This window comes from Nocardia yamanashiensis NBRC 100130 (genome assembly GCF_001613325.1).
Lineage (GTDB): Bacteria > Actinomycetota > Actinomycetes > Mycobacteriales > Mycobacteriaceae > Nocardia > Nocardia yamanashiensis.
On sequence record NZ_BDCD01000021.1, the window covers coordinates 156,494 to 174,066 of the forward strand.

Below are 17,573 nucleotides of genomic sequence, written 5' to 3' on the forward strand. Positions count from 1 at the left end.
CCGTCTCACCAGCGCGGCCTGCTGTAGTCGGGGCTGTCGGGGCTCGGGAAATAGAAAGGCACTTCGAACCTTTCGGCGAGGGCTCGACCGGCGGCCGCGGCTTCCCGGCCTTGTGGATCGGCGAGTTCATCGCGCAGCAGCACAAGTGCTTGAATCCAAAGTTCGCTGCGAGGGTTCGCGGCGCTGATTCGGAGCAAGTAGCGGACCGGTATTCCTAGCATTCGGGTATGCACGTGGATGTAGAGATGGCAGGGCGGATCGCCGCGGTGGCCTCCGAGTTCGAGTGGCGCTGGGGTGAAGCGGATCTGGCGGAATTCCTGACGGCGATCGGGTGGCAGGTGCGCGAAGCGGGGCCACGGTGGGCACGATTGTCGGCGAGCGGTTCGGCCGACGGCGCCGGTGGGATAGCTTCGTTCGGGCGGGTGCCGAGCCGGGACTCGGACATCCGGCTGGAGTACCTGTCGTTTCCGCTTGTGGATCTCACCTGCGACGATGATGTGCGAGTGGACGAGTTGCGGGGGCGGATCGTCGCACGGATCGAGAGGGAACTGGGCGAGCGGGAGGGGCTGTCGATCTGGGGCGTGACAGAGTGCGTGTGGAGCCGGAAGCTAGTTGACATCCGGCTGGCGATGGATGACCGTTCGATCGCGCTCGATCTGATAGACCCGGGCCATGTCGTGCACGCCGATTGCCATGTCGCAGTGCCGGACTGGGCGCAGCTGTCTTCGGCGCTGCCGTCTGTGCTGCTCGACCTGAACTACGACGAATTCCTGATACTCAGGACCACCGGCGGTCGATTCGCGCACTTCAGCAGGAGTGGGACGTTGAATTGCGAAGTCGCATCGAATCTTTCGCTGAGTCCGGAGTTCGAGCTGTCGGCAGAGGATGAACGTCGGTTGATCGAACGGGGTTGGCAGGAGCCCGACGACATCCGGGACTGGGGCTACGAAATCGATGTGCCGATCTCGGCGGACGAGCTGGCCACCGTGGTCGCGGACGTGAAGCACGCCCTGCACGACGTGATGGGTGTGGCGAGCCCCGCGGAGCTACGGATCGTGGCCGGGAGGTCCGACGAAGGACCTCACCGGTGCGATCTGCGAGCACTCTCGAACCCTGGCCGCGTCTAGATGGTGAAGAACCCGGCCAGACCGTAACCCGGGCGAGCAGCCGCCACCCGCGCCCACTCGAGCGCGATATCGACCCATTCCCGCAGGGCGCCATCGAGTCCGGCATACACCCCTGCGCTCATCGCGTCCGACGCCATCGCGGCGCGGACGCAGTCGTCATGCGACCATTCCCCGTATCCACCATCGAAAATCCAGGGCAGCGGGGTCGCCGGTCCATCCTCGAAAGCCGTCAACCCGATGTCATGGATACCGAGTCGGTATAGGGCGTCGTCGACTTCGCTCAGCCAATCCCGGTGGTAGGGGCCATGGGCGCTTTCCCAGCTCGCGTAATACCCACAGATGTTCTGATAGGCCGCCGCATAGCAATGCCCGTGGCCGTCCCGGTACGGCCCGCCATCGATGACCGCTCGCAGGGATTCGCGCGCGGTCGGGTCCGCCGAGCTGCCTGCTTCCTTGTCGCTGCGATCGAAGTCGGCGCCGAACCAGACCTCGATGCGGCGCCGAAGCAAATCGTCACCGGAACCGACAGCGCCCCTGACTTTTTCGAGGTCGACCAGGTACACGCCGACGATACGTCCCATGGCCGACACCATAACGGTCGGTCGTGACCGGCAATCGGGCTCAGTGGGTGTGAGCCGTGGTGAGTTCGGCGGCGACGGGGTCGGCGCCGAGGGGGATGAGCCAGTTGAGGGCGGCTTCGGGGGCGAATTCGGCCATGCGGGTGGCGAGTTCGTCTTTTTGGGCGTCCGTGAGGGAGTCGGCGTCGCCGAGGAGGCGGGCTACGGTTTCGCGGTACATGAGGAGGTATTGGCGCTGGGAGTGGAGGAGGGCGATGGTGCCGGCGGGGCCGTGGCCGGGGTAGAGGGTGAGGCCGGTGAGGGTGGGGGTGAGGGTGTCGAGGGCTTCGAGCCAGGTGGTGGAGTGGCCGTCGGTGAGGTAGGAGTGCATGCCGTCGAAGAAGGCGAGGTCGCCGATGAAGGCGGCGCGGGTGGTGCCGGATTCGACGAGAATCCAGCTGTCGGCGTGGCTTTCGGCGGGGCCTACCTCGTGGATGGTGTAGGTGACGCCGTCGATTTCGATGGGTTCGCCGTCGGCCAGGTGCACGTTGGGGACGCGGTAGCGGTCGGGCCATTCGGCGCCGTAGGTCGGGCCCCACTGGGCGCGTTTGGGTTCGGCGGATTCGGCGATCACCTTGGCCACCTCGGCCGTGGAGTAGACGGGGGCGTCCTCGGGGACCACGTAGGGGAGGCCGTTGAAGTGGTCGGGGTGGGGATGGGTGACGAAGGCGGCCAGCAGGGGCTTGCCGAGGGCCTTGGCTCGGGCGGCCAGCGCGTGGGCGTCGGAGACCAGGAGGTTGGCGTCGATGAGGACCACGCCGTTGGGGGTTTCGATCAGGTAGCTGTTGACGAAGATGCCGGATTCGGCGGCGGTGTAGGTGTGGATGCGGAAGGCGTTGCTCATGTCCGGATTCCCTTTCGTGGTTACGGTAGGGACGACCGTATGAGCCCGCGCTCGGTGCCGATAGAAGGCACTTCGAAGTGCCCTTCCCGTGGAGATTCGATGAGCCTCGTCATTCCCGACATTCTCGAGGAGTCCTGTGCGACGCGGCAGGCGCTGGAACGGTTCGCGGCCAAATGGCGGGTGCTGCTGGTGTACGCGCTGATGGACGGGCCGCACCGGCATGCGGCGCTGCGCCGGCGACTGCCGGACATCACGCAGAAGATGCTGACCGAGACCCTGCGCGGGATGGAAGCCGACGGGCTGGTGGAGCGGCAGGTGTACAAGCAGTCAGCGCCGCAGCACGTCGAATACCAGCTGACCGCGCTGGGTCGCACGCTCGAAGCGCCACTGGCCGCCATCTGCGGGTGGGCCACGGAACACGGTGTGCTCGAGGTGAATACGGACGACGACGGATTCGACGTGGCGGCCGCGGGCTGAAACCGCCGCTACCTTGGATGGGGTGCGGCAGGTGTGGGATGCGTGGGGGACCGTGCTCGTGGTGTGGGCGCTGGCGGTCCCCGTGGTCGCGGCGGGCGGCTGGTGCCTGGCGCGGTGGCGGATCCGGCGCGGGCGCGAACGCACCGAAGCCGTGCGCTGGACCATCGCCGAGGCGGGGATACTGCTCGGCACACTGCCCTGGATCTGGATGATCCTCACGCCCGGTCCCGGCGAACGCAAGGTCATCCTGTTCCCGCTGGTCGACCTGATCGACACCCTGCTCGAGGCGTCGACCAACACCGTGGTGCAGGTGGTGGCCAACACCATTCTGTTCATTCCGCTGGGATTCCTTCTCCCCCTGCGATTTCCGTGGTTCGGCACCGTCCCGCGCATGCTCGCGGTCGGCGCGCTGCTGTCCGCCGGGCTCGAAACCGCCCAATACGTGCTGGATCTCGGCCGCTGGTCCTCCATCGACGATGTGCTGATGAACGCGACCGGCGCGGGCATCGGCGCGTGGCTGACGCGCAGGTACTCAGGACAGCGACTTGTCCCCGAGCGCCTCGGCGAGCGCGCGCAGCAGGGGCACGATGGCCTCGCGATCGGATCCGGCGAAATCGGCAAGTAGCCGTTCGGCATTGGCGGCATGCAGCGGCAGCAGCTTGTCCACCAGGTCCCGCCCGGCATCGGTGAGCTGCACCCGCACGGCACGGCGATCCGACGGATCGGCGACACGAACCACCAGCCCCTTCGCGGCCATCCGATCGATCCGATTGGTGACGGCCCCCGAGGTCACCATGAGCGCCTTGTTCAGCGCGCCCGCGGTCAGCCCATCCTTCCCGCCGTTGCGGCGCAGCGTGGAGAGCAGGTCGAACTCCCAGAACTCCATGCCGTGGCCCTTGAAGAACTCGGTGAACTCGCGATCCATGATGCGGGCGATCCGGGTGACCCGCCCGGTCACCTCCACATAGGAACAGTCCACGTCAGGGTGGATGCGGCTCCAGGCGGCGCGGATCTGATCGACGGCGTCGGACACGGCGACTCCTCTCACGATTGAAAATCTCAACATCAAGATACTTGACACTGAAGTACTTGGATGTTTTTATTTCAACGTTGAGATTATCAATGAGGAGCTAACGATGAACATCAGCCGCACCGGATACGCCGGAACCCTGGCACTGACCGGCCTCGCGCCCCTGGTCTGGGGATCCACCTACGCCGTCACCACCGAGTTCCTGCCCGCGGACCGGCCGCTGTTCACCGCCCTCATGCGGGCCCTGCCCGCCGGCCTGCTGCTGCTGGCCGTGACCCGCAAACTGCCGCAGGGCGAGTGGATCTGGAAGGCCGGCGTGCTCGGCGTCCTGAACATCGGCGCCTTCTTCCCGCTGCTGTTCCTCGCGGCCTACCGGCTGCCGGGCGGCGTGGCGGGCGTGCTCGGGGCCGCGGCTCCGCTGATCGCGCTGGGCCTGGCCACGGTCGCGCTGAACGAGAAGATCACCGCGCGGAAGCTCGTGGCGGCCATCGTCGGCATGACGGGCGTGGCGTTGGTGGTGCTGCGGGCCAGTGCGGCCCTGGACACGGTCGGGGTGATCGCGGGACTGCTGGGCGCGGCTTCGATGGCCGCCGGCACCGTGATGACCAAGCGCTGGGGACGGCCGGAAGGTGTTGGCCCCCTGGCCATGACCGGCTGGCAGCTCACCGCGGGCGGCATCGTGCTGCTGCCGCTGGCGCTGGCCGTCGAGGGCATGCCGCCGGCGCTGTCGCTCACCAATATCGGCGGCTACCTGTACCTCGGCCTGATCGGAACCGCTGCCGCGTACGCCATCTGGTTCCGCGGACTGGCCAAGGCCGATGCCACTTCGGTCGCCTTCCTCGGCCTGCTGAGCCCGCTGTCGGCCACCGTGATCGGCTGGGCCGCACTGGGACAGTCGCTGACCCCGCTGCAGATGCTGGGCATGGTGATCGCGCTGGGCGGCACGCTGCTCGGGCAGATGGCCGCCGCGCCCAAGCCGGCCGCGGTCGTCACCGTGACGAATGATGCTGCCGCACAGGACCGTTCGAACGCCAAGACCGCCGCCTGAGCTGGCGATACCGCACAATACGGAAACACGAAGGAGCACGAGAAGCCATGCGTATCACGATCTTCGGGGCATCGGGTGGAGTCGGCAGCCGGACCGTTCGGGAAGCGATCGAGCGGGGGCACGAGGTGGTAGCGGTGGCGCGGCAGCGCGCCGGGCTGGTGGACCTGCCCGCGAGCGCGGAACGGCGTACCGGGGACGTGTCCGATCCGGCGCAGGTCGCGGAATTGAGCGCGGGCAGTGACCTGGTCATCAGCGCCACCCGCCCGGTCGCCGGGCAGGAGAGCGAGCTGGTGCGGGCGGCGGAAGCGCTGCTGGAAGGGTTGGCGGACAGCGAGATCCGGCTGCTGGTGGTCGGTGGGGCGGGAAGTCTCACCGTGCCGGGGACCGGGAAGACGGTGCTCGAGCAGCCGGACTTCCCGGCCGATTGGGTGCCGATCGCGGAGGCTTGCAACCGGCAGCTGGCGGTGTTCCAGGGCGCGGCGCGGCAGGCCGATGGGGGCAGCGTGGATTGGGCCTATGTGAGCCCGGCCGCCATGCTGGAGCCCGGGGTGCGCACCGGTTCCTACCGGCTCGGGGCCGACGAGCTGATCGTGGATGACGAAGGCAATTCGGCGATTTCGATGGAGGACATGGCGGTCGCGCTGCTGGACGAGGCGGAGCGGCCGAAGCATCACCGGACCCGGTTCACCGTCGGATACTGAAGAGAAAAGAAAGGGCGCGACCGGGAATCCCGGCCGCGCCCCTTTTGCGTTGTCGGATCAGAAGACCCGGAAGCCCGCGCCCACCTTGCCGTGCGCGTCGATGTCCGCGAGCACCATGGTGATGCTGGTGGCCAGCTCCGGCTCGTGGATGATGTCGCCCGCGCCCTTGCACAGCGGCAGTTCGATATTGATCGGACCGGCGGTGAAGTTGGTGGCCGCCACGACCATGCCGACCAGGCGATCGCCGATCAGCACCGGCCCGCCCGAGTCACCGTGGTTGGCGCACACCTGGGAGCGGAAGTACTCCGGGTTCGACTCCCAGACCAGACCGCAGGTGTAGCCGGTGGTGCGGCCGTTCTTGCAGACCGTGTCGCCGACCCGCGGGTTCGAGCCGATCCCGTTGATCACCGACTGGGCGACCTTGCGGACCGGGGCCACGCGATCGGCATTGAGCTCGACGACGGCCCAGTCGTTGTCGTCGCTCTTCTCGGAGATCACGCCGATCACGCCCGACTTGGTGGACTTCTCCGCGAGCAGGCGCGCCCCGACCTCGCCGCAGTGGCCGGCGGTGATGGCGACGAGCCGGTTCTCCCGGTCGTAGCCGATGGCGGTGAGCGTGCACTCGGAGACCTGGTCCTTGGTGGTGAGGTCCTCGACGTAGACGCCCGAGCCGCCGCCCAGGGCAGCCGGGCCGGCCGCCTGCGCACCGCCGGTGGGCACCAGCATCGGCGCAGTCATGGCCGCTACCAGCGCGACCGCCCGATACAGAATTCGGGCACGGCCCGCTGTGAACATGTGTTGCCTTTTCCCCAAAGGTTGAACAGAAGGTGAATTCGCGCGGGCGAGCGAAAACCGCTGTAGCCCAACGTGCCGGGCGATCTTGTCACGGCAACCAGCCAGAATCAAGAGCGGACCGGTCGGTGACCGATGTGTCGACCGATTTGCCCGGCGCATACTGAACAGGCTTGACCTTGACGCTACGTCAACTTGCATCCTGAATTCGTCGAGGCGAACGAGCGAAGAAAGGATCGACAGTGGCGACCGAATGGTCCATCCAGGAACTGGCGAAAGCCGCCGGAACCACCAGCCGCACCCTGCGGCACTACGGTGAACTCGGCTTGCTGCCGCCCACCCGGATCGGCCACAACGGCTACCGCTACTACGGCCAGGATTCGCTCGTCCGCTTGCAGCGCATCCTGCTGCTCCGCGAACTCGGCCTGGGCCTCCCGGCCATCGCCGAAATCCTCGCGGGCCAAACGGATACCGCCGCCGCCCTGCACACGCACCTGGAACTGCTCCAGCAGGAGCAGGCCCGCCTCGCGCGGCAGATCGCCTCGGTACGCACCACATTGCGCAAAACGAAGGCAGGTGAGCCACTCATGGCCAATGAAGTATTCGACGGATTCGACCACACGCAATACAGGGACGAAGTAATCGAGAAGTGGGGCAGGGATGCCTACGAGCGCGGCGACCGCTGGTGGCGCTCCATGACCGAGGCCGACAAAAAGGTCCACCTCCAAACCCACCTCGACATCGCCGCCGACTACGGCCGCGCCCACACCGCCGCCCTCCCCGTCGACAGCGAAGAAGTCCTGAATATCGCCCAACGCCACTACGACTGGGTGACCCTCGGCTGGCAGGGCAAGCGCCCCACCGCCGAAGAATTCACCGGCCTCGGCGAAATGTACGTAGCCGACCCACGTTTCGCGGCCAACTACGACAAGCACGGCGAAGGCACCACCACCTACGTCCGCGACGCCATGCGCGCATACGCCGCCGTCCGCCTGTAGTGCCGGTGTTTACGCCGGGGACCGGGTTCGATGATCAATAGGGTATGAATCCCTATCCACCGCACCCGGTCCCGCCGCGTCAGCACAGCGGGTTCGAATTGGCAGGCGGCATCCTGGCTAGCCTGTTCGGATCGCTTTTCGCAGCGCCAGCGGTGGTCTGCATAGTGCTGGCCTACATCGACGCGATGTCCGAACAACCATCGGACGCGGAACAACACGCCGACGATCTCGGCCCGCTCGCCGGATTCATCCTCGGATTCATGCTTTCGATTCCGGCCGCCGCGTTGTTCCTCGCGGCGTTCCTGCTGCTGCGGCGCCGCCGCTGAGCCCTGTCACGCCCCGCACATGGATTGCATGATGCCGCGGAGGATCGGCATGCCGTAGGTGGTGGGGGCGAAGGCGAGGGTTTGGGCTATGCCCAAGGGGGTGGTGATGGTGGAGGCTACGCCGGTGAAGCCGGCGATGGTGGTGCCTAGGGTGAGGAGGAGGCTGGTGGTGTCGAGGGTGAGGGTGATGAGGTCGAAGGCGTTCTCTACCTTGACTTCACCGAGGGGGACGGTGTTGAGGGCTTTGCCTTCGTAGATGTCGAAGCCGAGGTTGGCCAGGAAGGTCAGCGGGCCGTAGTCCATGGCGTTGACGAGGGGGCCCAGTTCTTCGATGCGGCGGAGGGTGACGATTTCGGCTACTCGGTTGTCGCGCAGGAAGGCTTGGAGGGCTTCGGCGTTGGTGTGGACGGTGGGGGTGTCGATGCCGAGTTCGGGGTGGGTGGTGAGGAAGGTGCGGGTGCGTTCGACCAGGTCGGAGGTTCTGAGTTCGGCCAGGGGAGTGCAGGAGCCGTCGGCCTTGACCAGCTGGTTGGCGAGGTCGAGGAGGGGCTGGGGGACCGCTACGTGTTCGTCGGGGAGGTCCAGCTGGAGCTTTTCGTAGGCGTTGGGGGCCTTGCAGGTGCGGGCCACCTGGGCTTGGACGGCGCGGGCCAGGGACTTCACGCCGTTGAAGAGGGCGCCGACGATGGGCTTGAGGACGAAGCCGACGGTGGGGACCAGGCTGGCGCCGAGCTGGGCGGGGATCTTCACGATGCGGGTGGCCAGGATGAAGATCTCGACGACCTCGTTGACGGTCAGCTGCGAGACCGAGACGGTCTTGTCGATATTGCCGGTGCGGACCGCGTCGAGGGTGTTGACCAAGTAGGTGACGATCGGGTCGTCCAGGAACTGGAGGCGGCCGCCGGAATCGGCCGGATCGGCCGGCAGGCCGCGGCGGTGCACACCGACCTGCGCCATGCTCAGCCGGAAATCGTTCACCTGCCGGTCGTAGGCGGACTGCTGACCCGCCGGCACCACCGAGCGAATCGCGGTGGCGGCCGTGGTGACGATGTCATCGAAGGTTGCTGCACCATCGCCACAGAGGCCGACGGTGTCGGCGACCTCGACGGTGGCGAGAGATTCCTCGGCGGCGCGGGCGGGCGCGGCGGCGGGAATCAGGGCGGCCGAGCCGAGGACGGCCGACAGGGTGAACGCGCCGACTAGCGGGGCGAGACGATGAAACCGCATGTAGATAGGTCTTCCGGGTCGAGCGTCGGCTGCGGGCGGGCAACTGCAACACGGCGTAAGAAACTGGTCGGACGATCAGTTCGCAGCTATGTAATACAGCTCTCATGACGTGTCCGTCAGCACTTTGGTGAACTCTGAGCAAAATTTCTGGAGCCCGTCCCGGTGAGCGAGATGACGAACTCCCGGTCCCGCCGTATCCTCCGAAATCCGCAGCACCCGGAGCCCACGCGCGCCGAACGGAGATGCCGGTAGTCTGGGCAGCCGTGACCGTCGCATCCCCCTTCGATCTCATTGTTGTCGGCTCCGGTTTCTTCGGACTGACCGTCGCGGAACGCACTGCCAGCCAGCTCGGTAAGCGCGTGCTGGTGATTGATCGCCGCTACCACCTCGGCGGCAACGCGTATTCGGAGGCGGAACCCGAAACGGGTATCGAAGTCCACAAATACGGGGCGCACCTGTTCCACACCTCGAACAAGCGGGTGTGGGATTACGTGAACCAGTTCACCGAATTCACCGGCTACCAGCATCGCGTCTTCGCCATGCACAAGGGCCAGGCGTACCAGTTCCCCATGGGCCTGGGCCTCATCTCGCAATTCTTCGGCCGGTATTTCACCCCGGACGAGGCCAAAGCACTCATTGCCGACCAGTCCGCCGAGGTCGACTCCAAGGACGTCACCAACCTCGAGGAGAAGGCCGTCTCGCTGATCGGCCGCCCGCTCTACGAGGCGTTCGTCCGCGATTACACCGCCAAACAGTGGCAGACCGATCCGAAGGAACTGCCGTCGAGCATCATTTCCCGGCTCCCGGTCCGCTACAACTTCGACAATCGCTACTTCAACGACAGCTACGAAGGCCTGCCCAAGAACGGCTACACCGCGTGGCTGACCAAGATGGCCGAGCACGAGAACATCGAAGTCCGGCTGAATACCGATTGGTTCGAGGTGCGCGAGGAGATTCGCGCCCAGAACCCGGACGCGCCGATCGTCTACACCGGCCCGCTGGACCGCTACTTCGACTACGCCGAAGGCGAACTCGGCTGGCGCACCATCGATTTCGAGACCGAGGTCTTGAACACCGGTGACTTCCAGGGCACTTCGGTGATGAACTACAACGACGCGGACGTGCCCTACACCCGCATCATCGAATCGCGGCATTTCCACCCGGAACGCGATTACCCCAAGGACAAGACGGTCATCCAGCGCGAATTCTCGCGTTTCGCGCAGACCGGCGACGAGCCGTACTACCCGATCAACACCCCGGAGGACCGGGCCAAGGTGCTCGCCTACCGCGAGCGCGCCAAGGCCGAAACCGCCTCCGCCAAGGTGCTTTTCGGTGGCCGCCTGGGCACCTACCAGTACCTCGACATGCATATGGCGATCGGCGCGGCGCTGAGCATGTTCGACAATGTGCTGCGCCCGCACCTGGAAACCGGAGCAGCGCTGGTGGACACCGCCGAATGACCGCCCAACTCGAGCTGGAAGCCATGAGCACCGACAGCCGCGCCAAGTCCCTGCTCCAGCGGATCATCCTGCCCCGGCCGGGCGAACCGCTGGACGTACGGAAGCTGTACCTGGAGGAATCCGAGACCAATGCCCGGCGCGCGCACGCCATCACGCGCACCGCGCTGGCCATCGGGGCCGAGTCCGAGGTGTCGTTCTGCACCTACTTCAACGCGGTCCCGGCCAGCTACTGGCGGCGCTGGAGCGTGCTGAAGTCGGTCGTGCTGCGGCTGGAACTGTCCGGGCACGGGCGGGTGGACGTGTACCGGTCCAAGGCCGATGGATCGCGAATCCACGTGCAGGGCAACGAGTTCACCACTCCGGGCGATGGCGCGGCGGCCGCGGCGTTCATCGAATTCGAGGTCGAGCTCGCGCCGTTCGAGGACGGTGGCTGGATCTGGTTCGACATCACCACCGACTCGCACGTCGAAATGCGCAGCGGCGGTTGGTACGCGCCGATCGAGGCCCCGGGCGAAGGCAGCATCGCCGTCGGCATGCCGACCTTCAACCGCCCCACCGATGCCGTGAAAACCATTGCGGCACTGGGTTCCGACCCGCTGGTGCTGGAGAAGATCAAGGCCGTCATCATCCCCGACCAGGGCACCCGCAAGGTCGTGGACGAGCCCGGTTTCGCGGAAGCCGCACTGCCCCTGGGTGATCGGCTCACCTTCCACAACCAGCCCAACCTGGGCGGTTCGGGCGGGTACAGCCGCGTCATGTACGAGGCGCTCAAGACCACCGATGCCGAGTACATCGTCTACATGGACGACGACATCGAAATCGAGCCCGACTGCATCCTGCGCGCGCTGGCGTTCTCGCGTTTCGCCAAGTCGCCCATCCTGACCGGCGGCCAGATGCTGAACCTGCAGGAGCGTTCGCACCTGCACACCATGGGCGAGGTCGTGGACCGCTCCATCTTCATGTGGACCGCGGCCCCGAACGTCGAATACGACCACGACTTCTCGAAGAATCCGCTGCGCGACCGCGACAATTCGAAGCTGCTGCACCGCCGCATCGATGTCGACTTCAACGGCTGGTGGACCTGCGTCATCCCGCGTCAGGTGGCCGAGGAGATCGGTCAGCCGCTGCCGCTGTTCCTCAAGTGGGACGATGTCGAATACGGCCTGCGCGCCCGCGCCGCCGGCTATCCGACCGTCACCCTCCCCGGCGCGGCGGTCTGGCACATGGCGTGGAGCGACAAGGACGACGCCATCGACTGGCAGGCGTACTTCCACCTGCGCAACCGCCTGGTCGTCGCCTCCCTGCACCTGCCCAACGACGGCCGCCCCATGGTCGTCAACACCGTCAAGGCCACGCTGAAACACCTGCTGTGCCTGGAGTATTCGACGGTGGCCATCCAGAACGAGGCCATCCGCGACTACCTGGCCGGCCCGGACCAGCTGTTCGGCCTGCTCCCCACCGCGCTCGGCAAGATCCACGCCATGCGCAAGGAGTACCCGGACGCCGTGGTCGTCCCGTCCTCCACCGAACTGCCCATGGCCTCCCGGGCCGCGGTCGGCGCGGTCGGTGAACCGGGCAATCCGCTCGCCAAGGTGGTGCGCCTGGGTAAGGGCGTGCTGCACAACTTCCGCAAGGCCGATCCCGCGCACCACGAGACCCCGCAGCTGAACGTCCCCACCCTGGACGCCCGCTGGTTCCTGCTGTCGCAGGTGGACGGCGTCACCGTCACCACCGCCGACGGCCGGGGCGTGGTCTACCGCAAGCGCGATCCGCGCAAGGCCGCCGAGCTGTTCAAGGAGGCCATGCGCCTGCGCCGGGAGCTGGCCGAGCGTTTCCCCGAAGTGCGCGAGCAGTATCGTCGCGCGCACGCGCATCTCACGAGCAAGTCGGCGTGGGAGAACGTCTTCGGAATCGACTCGACCGAATCCACTTCAGGAGAAGAGCGCAAATGACCGCTGCAGAGTCCGCGACGAACGCGGACCGCGGGCTGCACGTCGTCCCGGAGACTCCCGAGACCGTGCCGCCCGCAACCGGCGAGGTCAAGATCCTCAATCTGGTGCAGGGCACCATCGGGCAGCAGCCCGGCGCGACCAAGGTCGCGCGCGGGATGTCCCATTTCGGTGAGCATTCGCTCGGCTGGATCGGCATCGCCGCGGTCGGCGCGCTCGTCGACAAGCCGCGCCGCCGCGAGTGGGCCGGCGTCGCCGTCGGCGCGTTCGGCGCGCACGCCGCGTCCGTGGTGATCAAGCGGATCGTCCGCCGCAAGCGCCCGCATCACCCGTCGGTGCAGGTCAACGTGTCGACGCCGTCGAAGCTCAGCTTCCCGTCCTCGCACGCCACCTCCACCACGGCGGCGGCTGTGTTGCTCGGCAGGCTCACCGGGCTACCCTTGCCTGCGGTGCTCGTCCCGCCGATGCTGCTCTCCCGGCTCGTCCTCGGAGTGCACTACCCCTCCGACGTGCTCGCCGGCTCGGCGCTGGGTGCCGCATCAGCCGCCGCTGTGCTTGCCGCCGAAAAGAGACTCGCGAATTGACCGCCCAGGAAAGAGCCCTTGTTGACATGAGCGAAGAGCCGACCAGCACCGACCTAGACGAGGCGGTCATCAAGGGACCGCCGAAGACGCTCGCCGGTGGTCTCGTCAAGGCCATGCGGCCGCGGCAGTGGGTCAAGAACGTGCTGGTGCTGGCCGCGCCCATGGTGGCCGGCAAGAACCTCGCGACCGGCGATTTCATCATCGCGAACTGGACCGTCATCGGGCACGTGGCCATCGCGTTCCTGGTGTTCTGCCTGGCCGCGTCCGGTATCTACCTGGTCAACGACGCCCTCGACGTGGAGGCCGACCGGGCGCATCCGACCAAGCGCTTCCGGCCCATCGCGGCCGGCGTGGTGCCGGTGAACCTGGCCTATGGGCTGTCGTTCGTCCTGCTCGCGGGCTCGATCCTGTTGTCGTTCACCGCGAGCTGGCATCTGGCCGTGGTGATGGGCGTGTACATCGCCATCCAGCTGGCCTACTGCTTCGGCCTCAAGCATCAGGCCGTGCTCGATATCGCCATCGTGTCCTCGGGCTTCCTGCTGCGCGCGGTCGCCGGTGGCGCGGCCGCCGACATCAAGCTGTCCAAGTGGTTCCTGCTGATCATGGCGTTCGGCTCGCTGTTCATGGCGGCCGGAAAGCGCTACGCCGAGTTGAAGATCGCGCTCGACACCGGCGCCAAGATCCGCAAGTCGCTGGAGTACTACACGCCGACCTACCTGCGGTTCGTGTGGACCCTGTCGGCCACCGCCGTGGTGGTGTTCTACGGTCTGTGGGCGTTCGAACCGGATCACGCCAACAACACCTGGTTCGCGGTGTCGATGATCCCGTTCACCATCGCCATCCTCCGGTACGCCGTCGATGTCGATGGCGGCGAAGCCGGTGAACCGGAAGAGATCGCCCTGGGGGACCGGATCCTCCAGTTCCTCGCAATCGCCTGGATCGGAGCGGTAGGTGTCGCTGTCTATCTCACCTGACGTGGTAGAGGGAGAAGAGCGAGTAGAGGGCGCGCCGACGGCACAGTTGCCGGTCGGTCGCGCCCGTCGCCGTGCGAACGACGCACGGCTGTCTCGACTATCCCGCGCTACCTTCGTCGGTGGGATCGTGCTGACAGCGGTCCTTTTCGCGGCCGGTGGCTGGCAGCGCCGCTGGATCGCCGACGACGGTCTCATCGTGCTGCGCACGGTGCGAAACCTGCTGGCGGGCAACGGTCCCGTCTTCAACGCCGGGGAGCGCGTCGAGGCGAACACCAGCACCGCCTGGACCTACATCGTCTGGTTCTTCAGCTGGCTCACCCGGATCCGGCTCGAGTACGTGGTGCTCGGCATCGCGCTCACGCTGTCGGTGCTGGCGGTCGTGTTCGCCATGATGGGCGCGGCGCGGCTGTGGGGCGGTTCGTCCTCGCAGTTCCTGCTGCCAGCGGGCGTGCTCGTCTACATCGCGCTGCCGCCTTCGCGCGACTACGCCAGCTCCGGGCTGGAATCGAGCCTGGTCATCTTCTGGCTGGCGGTGCTGTGGTGGGCGCTGGTGCGCTGGTCGCAGGCCGAGAAGGTGCGCCTGCCAGGCTTTTTCGCGCTGGTCTTCTGGGCCGGCCTGTCGCCGCTGATCCGGCCGGAGATGACGCTGGTCGGCGCGCTGGCGCTGATGATGATCTTCCTGGCGCCGGTGCCCGAGACCCGGTTGCGGCCCTGGGTGTTCCGCGCGCTGATCGTGGCGGTCGCGGGCCTCGTGCCGGTGGCGTACCAGATCTGGCGGATGGGCTACTACGGCCTGCCCTACCCGAACACCGCGGTCGCCAAGGACGCGGGCGGGGCCAAATGGTCGCAGGGCCTGGTCTATTTCTGGAACCTGGTCGGCCCGTACTGGCTGCTGGTGCCGTTGGCGCTGCTCGCGGTGACCGCGGGCGCGCTGGCCTGGACCCGGCGCTCGACCCCGCGCGGCGGGCGGCACGCACTGGACACGGCCGGGACCGCGGACGGCGGAAAGCCGGACCTGCGCACCCGGATTCACCGTTTCAGCCTCTGGCTGCGCACGCCCACCGCCGTGGTGGCGCTGATGGTCGGCAGCGGTCTGCTGCTCACCGTCTACGAGATCCGCGTCGGCGGCGACTTCATGCACGGCCGCATGCTGCTGCCGCAGCTGTTCTGCCTGATTCTCCCGGTCGCGGTGATTCCGCTGCGGCTGCCCGAGAACCGCAAGCCGGACTGGGTTTTCGCGGTGGTACTGGCGGCGTTCCTGGGCACCGCCGGATGGGCGCTGTTCGCGGCCAACACCACGGCCATCAAGACCGGGACCAAGATCAGTTCGACGGGCATCGTGGACGAGCGCGTGTACTACGTGCTGAACACCGGTCACGATCACCCGATTCGCGCCGAGGACTACCTGGACTATCCGCGCATGCGGGCCATGGTCAAGAACATCGCCGAAACCCCGGACGGCGGCCTGCTGCTCAATTCGCCGTCGTTCATGTTCTGGTACGTCGCGCCGCCGCCGCAGCCCATCCCGGACGGCGGTGCGGGACATACGGTGTTCTTCCTGAACCTGGGCATGACCTCGATGAACGTGCCGCTGGACGTGCGCGTCATCGACCAGATGGGCCTGGCGTATCCGCTTGCGGCGCATACCGAACGGCTCACCGACGGCCGCATCGGGCACGACAAGAACCTGTACCCGGACTGGGTGGTCGTGGACGCGGGCATGGTGGACAAGCATCCGTGGATGCCCTGGTACCTGGACGACCGGTGGACGGCGCAGGCGCGAGTCGCCCTGTCCTGCCCCGCGACCCAGGATCTACTGGCCTCCACCCGGGCGCCGCTGACCTTCGATCGCTGGCGGCACAATGTCCAGCAATCCCTGGACTTCGCCAAGTACCGCATCGACCGGGTGCCGAAATACGAGATCGAGCGTTGCCAATTGGTGGATCCCACCCTGCCGGGCAACTAGATCGGGTAGAACATTGGCAACCCCGCACCCTCGGGTGCGGGGTTGCCTTGTTCGTAAGGACGTTTGACAGGTTTGTCACGGTTTGTCCCGCAGCTTTCCTGCTCCTGTCTCGATTCGGTAACGCCAAGGCATATCTTCCGCGATACCATTCGCGGACACATCTCTTGACGGCTCGAGTGATCTTGTGCCGCAAAGGTTGTCGCAACAGACGAAAGGCCGATGAAGGATGCGGGGCGCAGCTGTGAATGGTGGGGGACAGTCGATCGGCGCACGCGCGATCACGAGGCGCGGACTGCTCAAAGGATCGCTCGCGGGCACGGCGCTGCTGGCCGGAGCGTTGGCCTTCCCGGGCACCGCGCGCGCGGCGCTGAATACCGACGGCTTCGACTTCTATGTCGATTCCGCGACCATGGGACCGATCAAGACCCGCGTCTTCCGTGCGGCGGACGGCAATACGAACCGCGTGGTCTACGCGCTCGACGGTATGCGCGCCCGCGACGACCTGAACGGCTGGGAGATCGAGACCGAGGTCTCGCGCGAACTCGTCAAACAGAACATCAATGTGGTCATGCCGGTCGGCGGCCAGGCCAGCTTCTACGCCGACTGGGCCGCGGCCAGCACCTTCCTGGGCAGCTCCGCCGGAACCGATGCCGGCCGGACCAATTCGGGTTCCTCGCAGATCCTGGCCGGCGGCCCCGGCAAGTCCTACGCCTACAAGTGGGAGACCTTCCTCAGCAAGGAACTCCCGGCCGGCTTGCGGGATCGCCTGGGCTTCAGCACGACTCGCAACGGCGTCTTCGGCCTGTCCATGAGCGGTTCGTCCGCGCTCATGCTGGCCGCCTTCTACCCGGGCCAGTTCTGCTATGCCGGTTCGTTTTCCGGCGCGCTGAACCTCTCCGACTCGATCATGCGCAATGCGGTCCGCGTCGCCCTGCTCGACGCGGGCGGTTTCAATGTCGAGTCCATGGCCAAGACCACCTCCCAGTGGCAGCACCTGGACGCCTACACCTTCGCACCCAAGTTGAAGGCCAATGGAACTCGCATGTGGATCTCGGCGGGCAGCGGCCTGCCGACCTCCAGCGACGCGCTCAATATGTCCACCCTGCAGGGCATGGGCATCGAAGCCGTATCCCTGATGGGCACCAAGGCGTTCCAGTCCCGCTACGCCAGTCTGGGCGGTTCGAACGTCACCTACGACTATCCGGCGCTCGGTGTGCACAACTGGAAGAACTGGGAAGCGCAGCTCTACAAGATGCTCCCCGACCTCTCCGCGCACATCGGCTGATGCCCCGGCGCTATGGATTCGACGAGATTCGACAAGCGGGATTTGTCCCTCGGTTTGTATCCAGCCGCAGGTCTGCGCCACTTTTCCGAACCGGAGTGGCGCGGGTCACTATTGTCTCGATCTGATAACGCCCCGTTAGCCATCACACGATAGGCTCCCCGAGACCTC

18 protein-coding genes are annotated in these 17,573 nt (G+C 66.5%); 13 read left to right on the forward strand and 5 right to left on the reverse strand.

Annotation, left to right across the window (positions count from 1 at the left end; translation table 11 throughout):
- The first annotated feature begins 227 nt into the window (after positions 1-227).
- A complete protein-coding gene (locus NY1_RS25045; RefSeq protein ID WP_067718112.1) occupies positions 228-1,127 on the forward strand; it encodes a DUF6301 family protein in 900 nt (299 codons plus the stop codon).
- On the opposite strand, the gene NY1_RS25050 is transcribed toward NY1_RS25045, so the two are convergent.
- Together NY1_RS25050 and NY1_RS25055 are read right to left on the reverse strand one after the other, a co-directional pair.
- A complete protein-coding gene (locus tag NY1_RS25050; protein ID WP_157762470.1) occupies positions 1,124-1,708 on the reverse strand; it encodes a DUF7691 family protein in 585 nt (194 codons plus the stop codon). The two genes, NY1_RS25045 and NY1_RS25050, sit on opposite strands and share 4 nt — an antisense overlap.
- A gap of 40 nt (positions 1,709-1,748) precedes the next feature.
- The gene (locus tag NY1_RS25055) at positions 1,749-2,588 is read right to left on the reverse strand and encodes an MBL fold metallo-hydrolase (RefSeq protein ID WP_067718117.1); all 840 of its coding nucleotides are present in this window, start codon (positions 2,586-2,588) and stop codon (positions 1,749-1,751) included.
- 99 nt (positions 2,589-2,687) lie between these two features.
- Between NY1_RS25055 and NY1_RS25060 the strand changes: the two genes are divergently transcribed.
- Together NY1_RS25060 and NY1_RS25065 are read left to right on the forward strand one after the other, a co-directional pair.
- Entirely contained in the window at positions 2,688-3,065 is a 378-nt protein-coding gene (locus NY1_RS25060; RefSeq protein WP_067718120.1) for a winged helix-turn-helix transcriptional regulator, read from the forward strand.
- Positions 3,066-3,087: 22 nt separating this feature from the next.
- Positions 3,088-3,690, forward strand: coding sequence for a VanZ family protein (locus tag NY1_RS25065; RefSeq protein WP_067718122.1), 603 nt, complete (start codon positions 3,088-3,090; stop codon positions 3,688-3,690).
- Here NY1_RS25065 and NY1_RS25070 read toward each other — a convergent pair.
- Positions 3,598-4,098: a MarR family winged helix-turn-helix transcriptional regulator gene (locus NY1_RS25070; protein ID WP_067718125.1), complete on the reverse strand. Its 501-nt coding sequence runs from the start codon at positions 4,096-4,098 to the stop codon at positions 3,598-3,600. The genes NY1_RS25065 and NY1_RS25070 overlap by 93 nt on opposite strands.
- A gap of 103 nt (positions 4,099-4,201) precedes the next feature.
- Here NY1_RS25070 and NY1_RS25075 point away from each other — a divergent pair, with 103 nt between their 5' ends.
- The gene (locus NY1_RS25075; protein WP_067718128.1) at positions 4,202-5,143 is read left to right on the forward strand and encodes an EamA family transporter; all 942 of its coding nucleotides are present in this window, start codon (positions 4,202-4,204) and stop codon (positions 5,141-5,143) included.
- A gap of 47 nt (positions 5,144-5,190) precedes the next feature.
- On the forward strand, positions 5,191-5,844 hold the full coding sequence (locus NY1_RS25080) for an NAD(P)-dependent oxidoreductase (RefSeq protein ID WP_067718131.1): 654 nt from the start codon (positions 5,191-5,193) through the stop codon (positions 5,842-5,844).
- A 57-nt stretch (positions 5,845-5,901) separates the two neighbouring features.
- Here NY1_RS25080 and NY1_RS25085 read toward each other — a convergent pair whose 3' ends face one another.
- Positions 5,902-6,582, reverse strand: coding sequence for a S1 family peptidase (locus tag NY1_RS25085; protein WP_084535308.1), 681 nt, complete (start codon positions 6,580-6,582; stop codon positions 5,902-5,904).
- Between the two features lie 296 nt (positions 6,583-6,878).
- Between NY1_RS25085 and NY1_RS25090 the strand changes: the two genes are divergently transcribed.
- A complete protein-coding gene (locus NY1_RS25090) occupies positions 6,879-7,634 on the forward strand; it encodes a MerR family transcriptional regulator (RefSeq protein WP_067718135.1) in 756 nt (251 codons plus the stop codon).
- A gap of 44 nt (positions 7,635-7,678) precedes the next feature.
- Positions 7,679-7,960 (forward strand): hypothetical protein, encoded by a 282-nt coding sequence (locus NY1_RS25095; protein ID WP_067718138.1) that lies wholly within the window; start codon positions 7,679-7,681, stop codon positions 7,958-7,960.
- A 6-nt stretch (positions 7,961-7,966) separates the two neighbouring features.
- On the opposite strand, the gene NY1_RS25100 is transcribed toward NY1_RS25095, so the two are convergent.
- A complete protein-coding gene (locus NY1_RS25100; protein ID WP_067718141.1) occupies positions 7,967-9,187 on the reverse strand; it encodes a hypothetical protein in 1,221 nt (406 codons plus the stop codon).
- A 263-nt stretch (positions 9,188-9,450) separates the two neighbouring features.
- On the opposite strand from NY1_RS25100, the gene glf reads away from it, so the two are divergent.
- The 6 genes from glf to NY1_RS25130 all read left to right on the forward strand — a co-directional run bounded on the left by glf (position 9,451) and on the right by NY1_RS25130 (position 17,405).
- Positions 9,451-10,647, forward strand: a complete 1,197-nt coding sequence (gene glf, locus NY1_RS25105; protein ID WP_233035266.1) for a UDP-galactopyranose mutase — start codon at positions 9,451-9,453, stop codon at positions 10,645-10,647.
- Entirely contained in the window at positions 10,644-12,599 is a 1,956-nt protein-coding gene (locus NY1_RS25110) for a glycosyltransferase (RefSeq protein ID WP_067718147.1), read from the forward strand. Before glf ends, NY1_RS25110 begins: the two co-directional genes overlap by 4 nt.
- Positions 12,596-13,180: a phosphatase PAP2 family protein gene (locus tag NY1_RS25115; RefSeq protein WP_084535309.1), complete on the forward strand. Its 585-nt coding sequence runs from the start codon at positions 12,596-12,598 to the stop codon at positions 13,178-13,180. The genes NY1_RS25110 and NY1_RS25115 overlap by 4 nt, the downstream gene beginning before the upstream one ends.
- A 26-nt stretch (positions 13,181-13,206) precedes the next feature.
- Positions 13,207-14,154 (forward strand): decaprenyl-phosphate phosphoribosyltransferase, encoded by a 948-nt coding sequence (locus NY1_RS25120; protein WP_067718150.1) that lies wholly within the window; start codon positions 13,207-13,209, stop codon positions 14,152-14,154.
- 1 nt (position 14,155) lies between these two features.
- Complete coding sequence (locus NY1_RS25125) at positions 14,156-16,120, forward strand: arabinofuranosyltransferase AftB family protein (protein WP_439956036.1); 1,965 nt, start codon at positions 14,156-14,158, stop codon at positions 16,118-16,120.
- A 241-nt stretch (positions 16,121-16,361) separates the two neighbouring features.
- Positions 16,362-17,405, forward strand: coding sequence for an alpha/beta hydrolase (locus tag NY1_RS25130; RefSeq protein ID WP_267888442.1), 1,044 nt, complete (start codon positions 16,362-16,364; stop codon positions 17,403-17,405).
- The last annotated feature ends 168 nt before the right edge of the window (positions 17,406-17,573 follow it).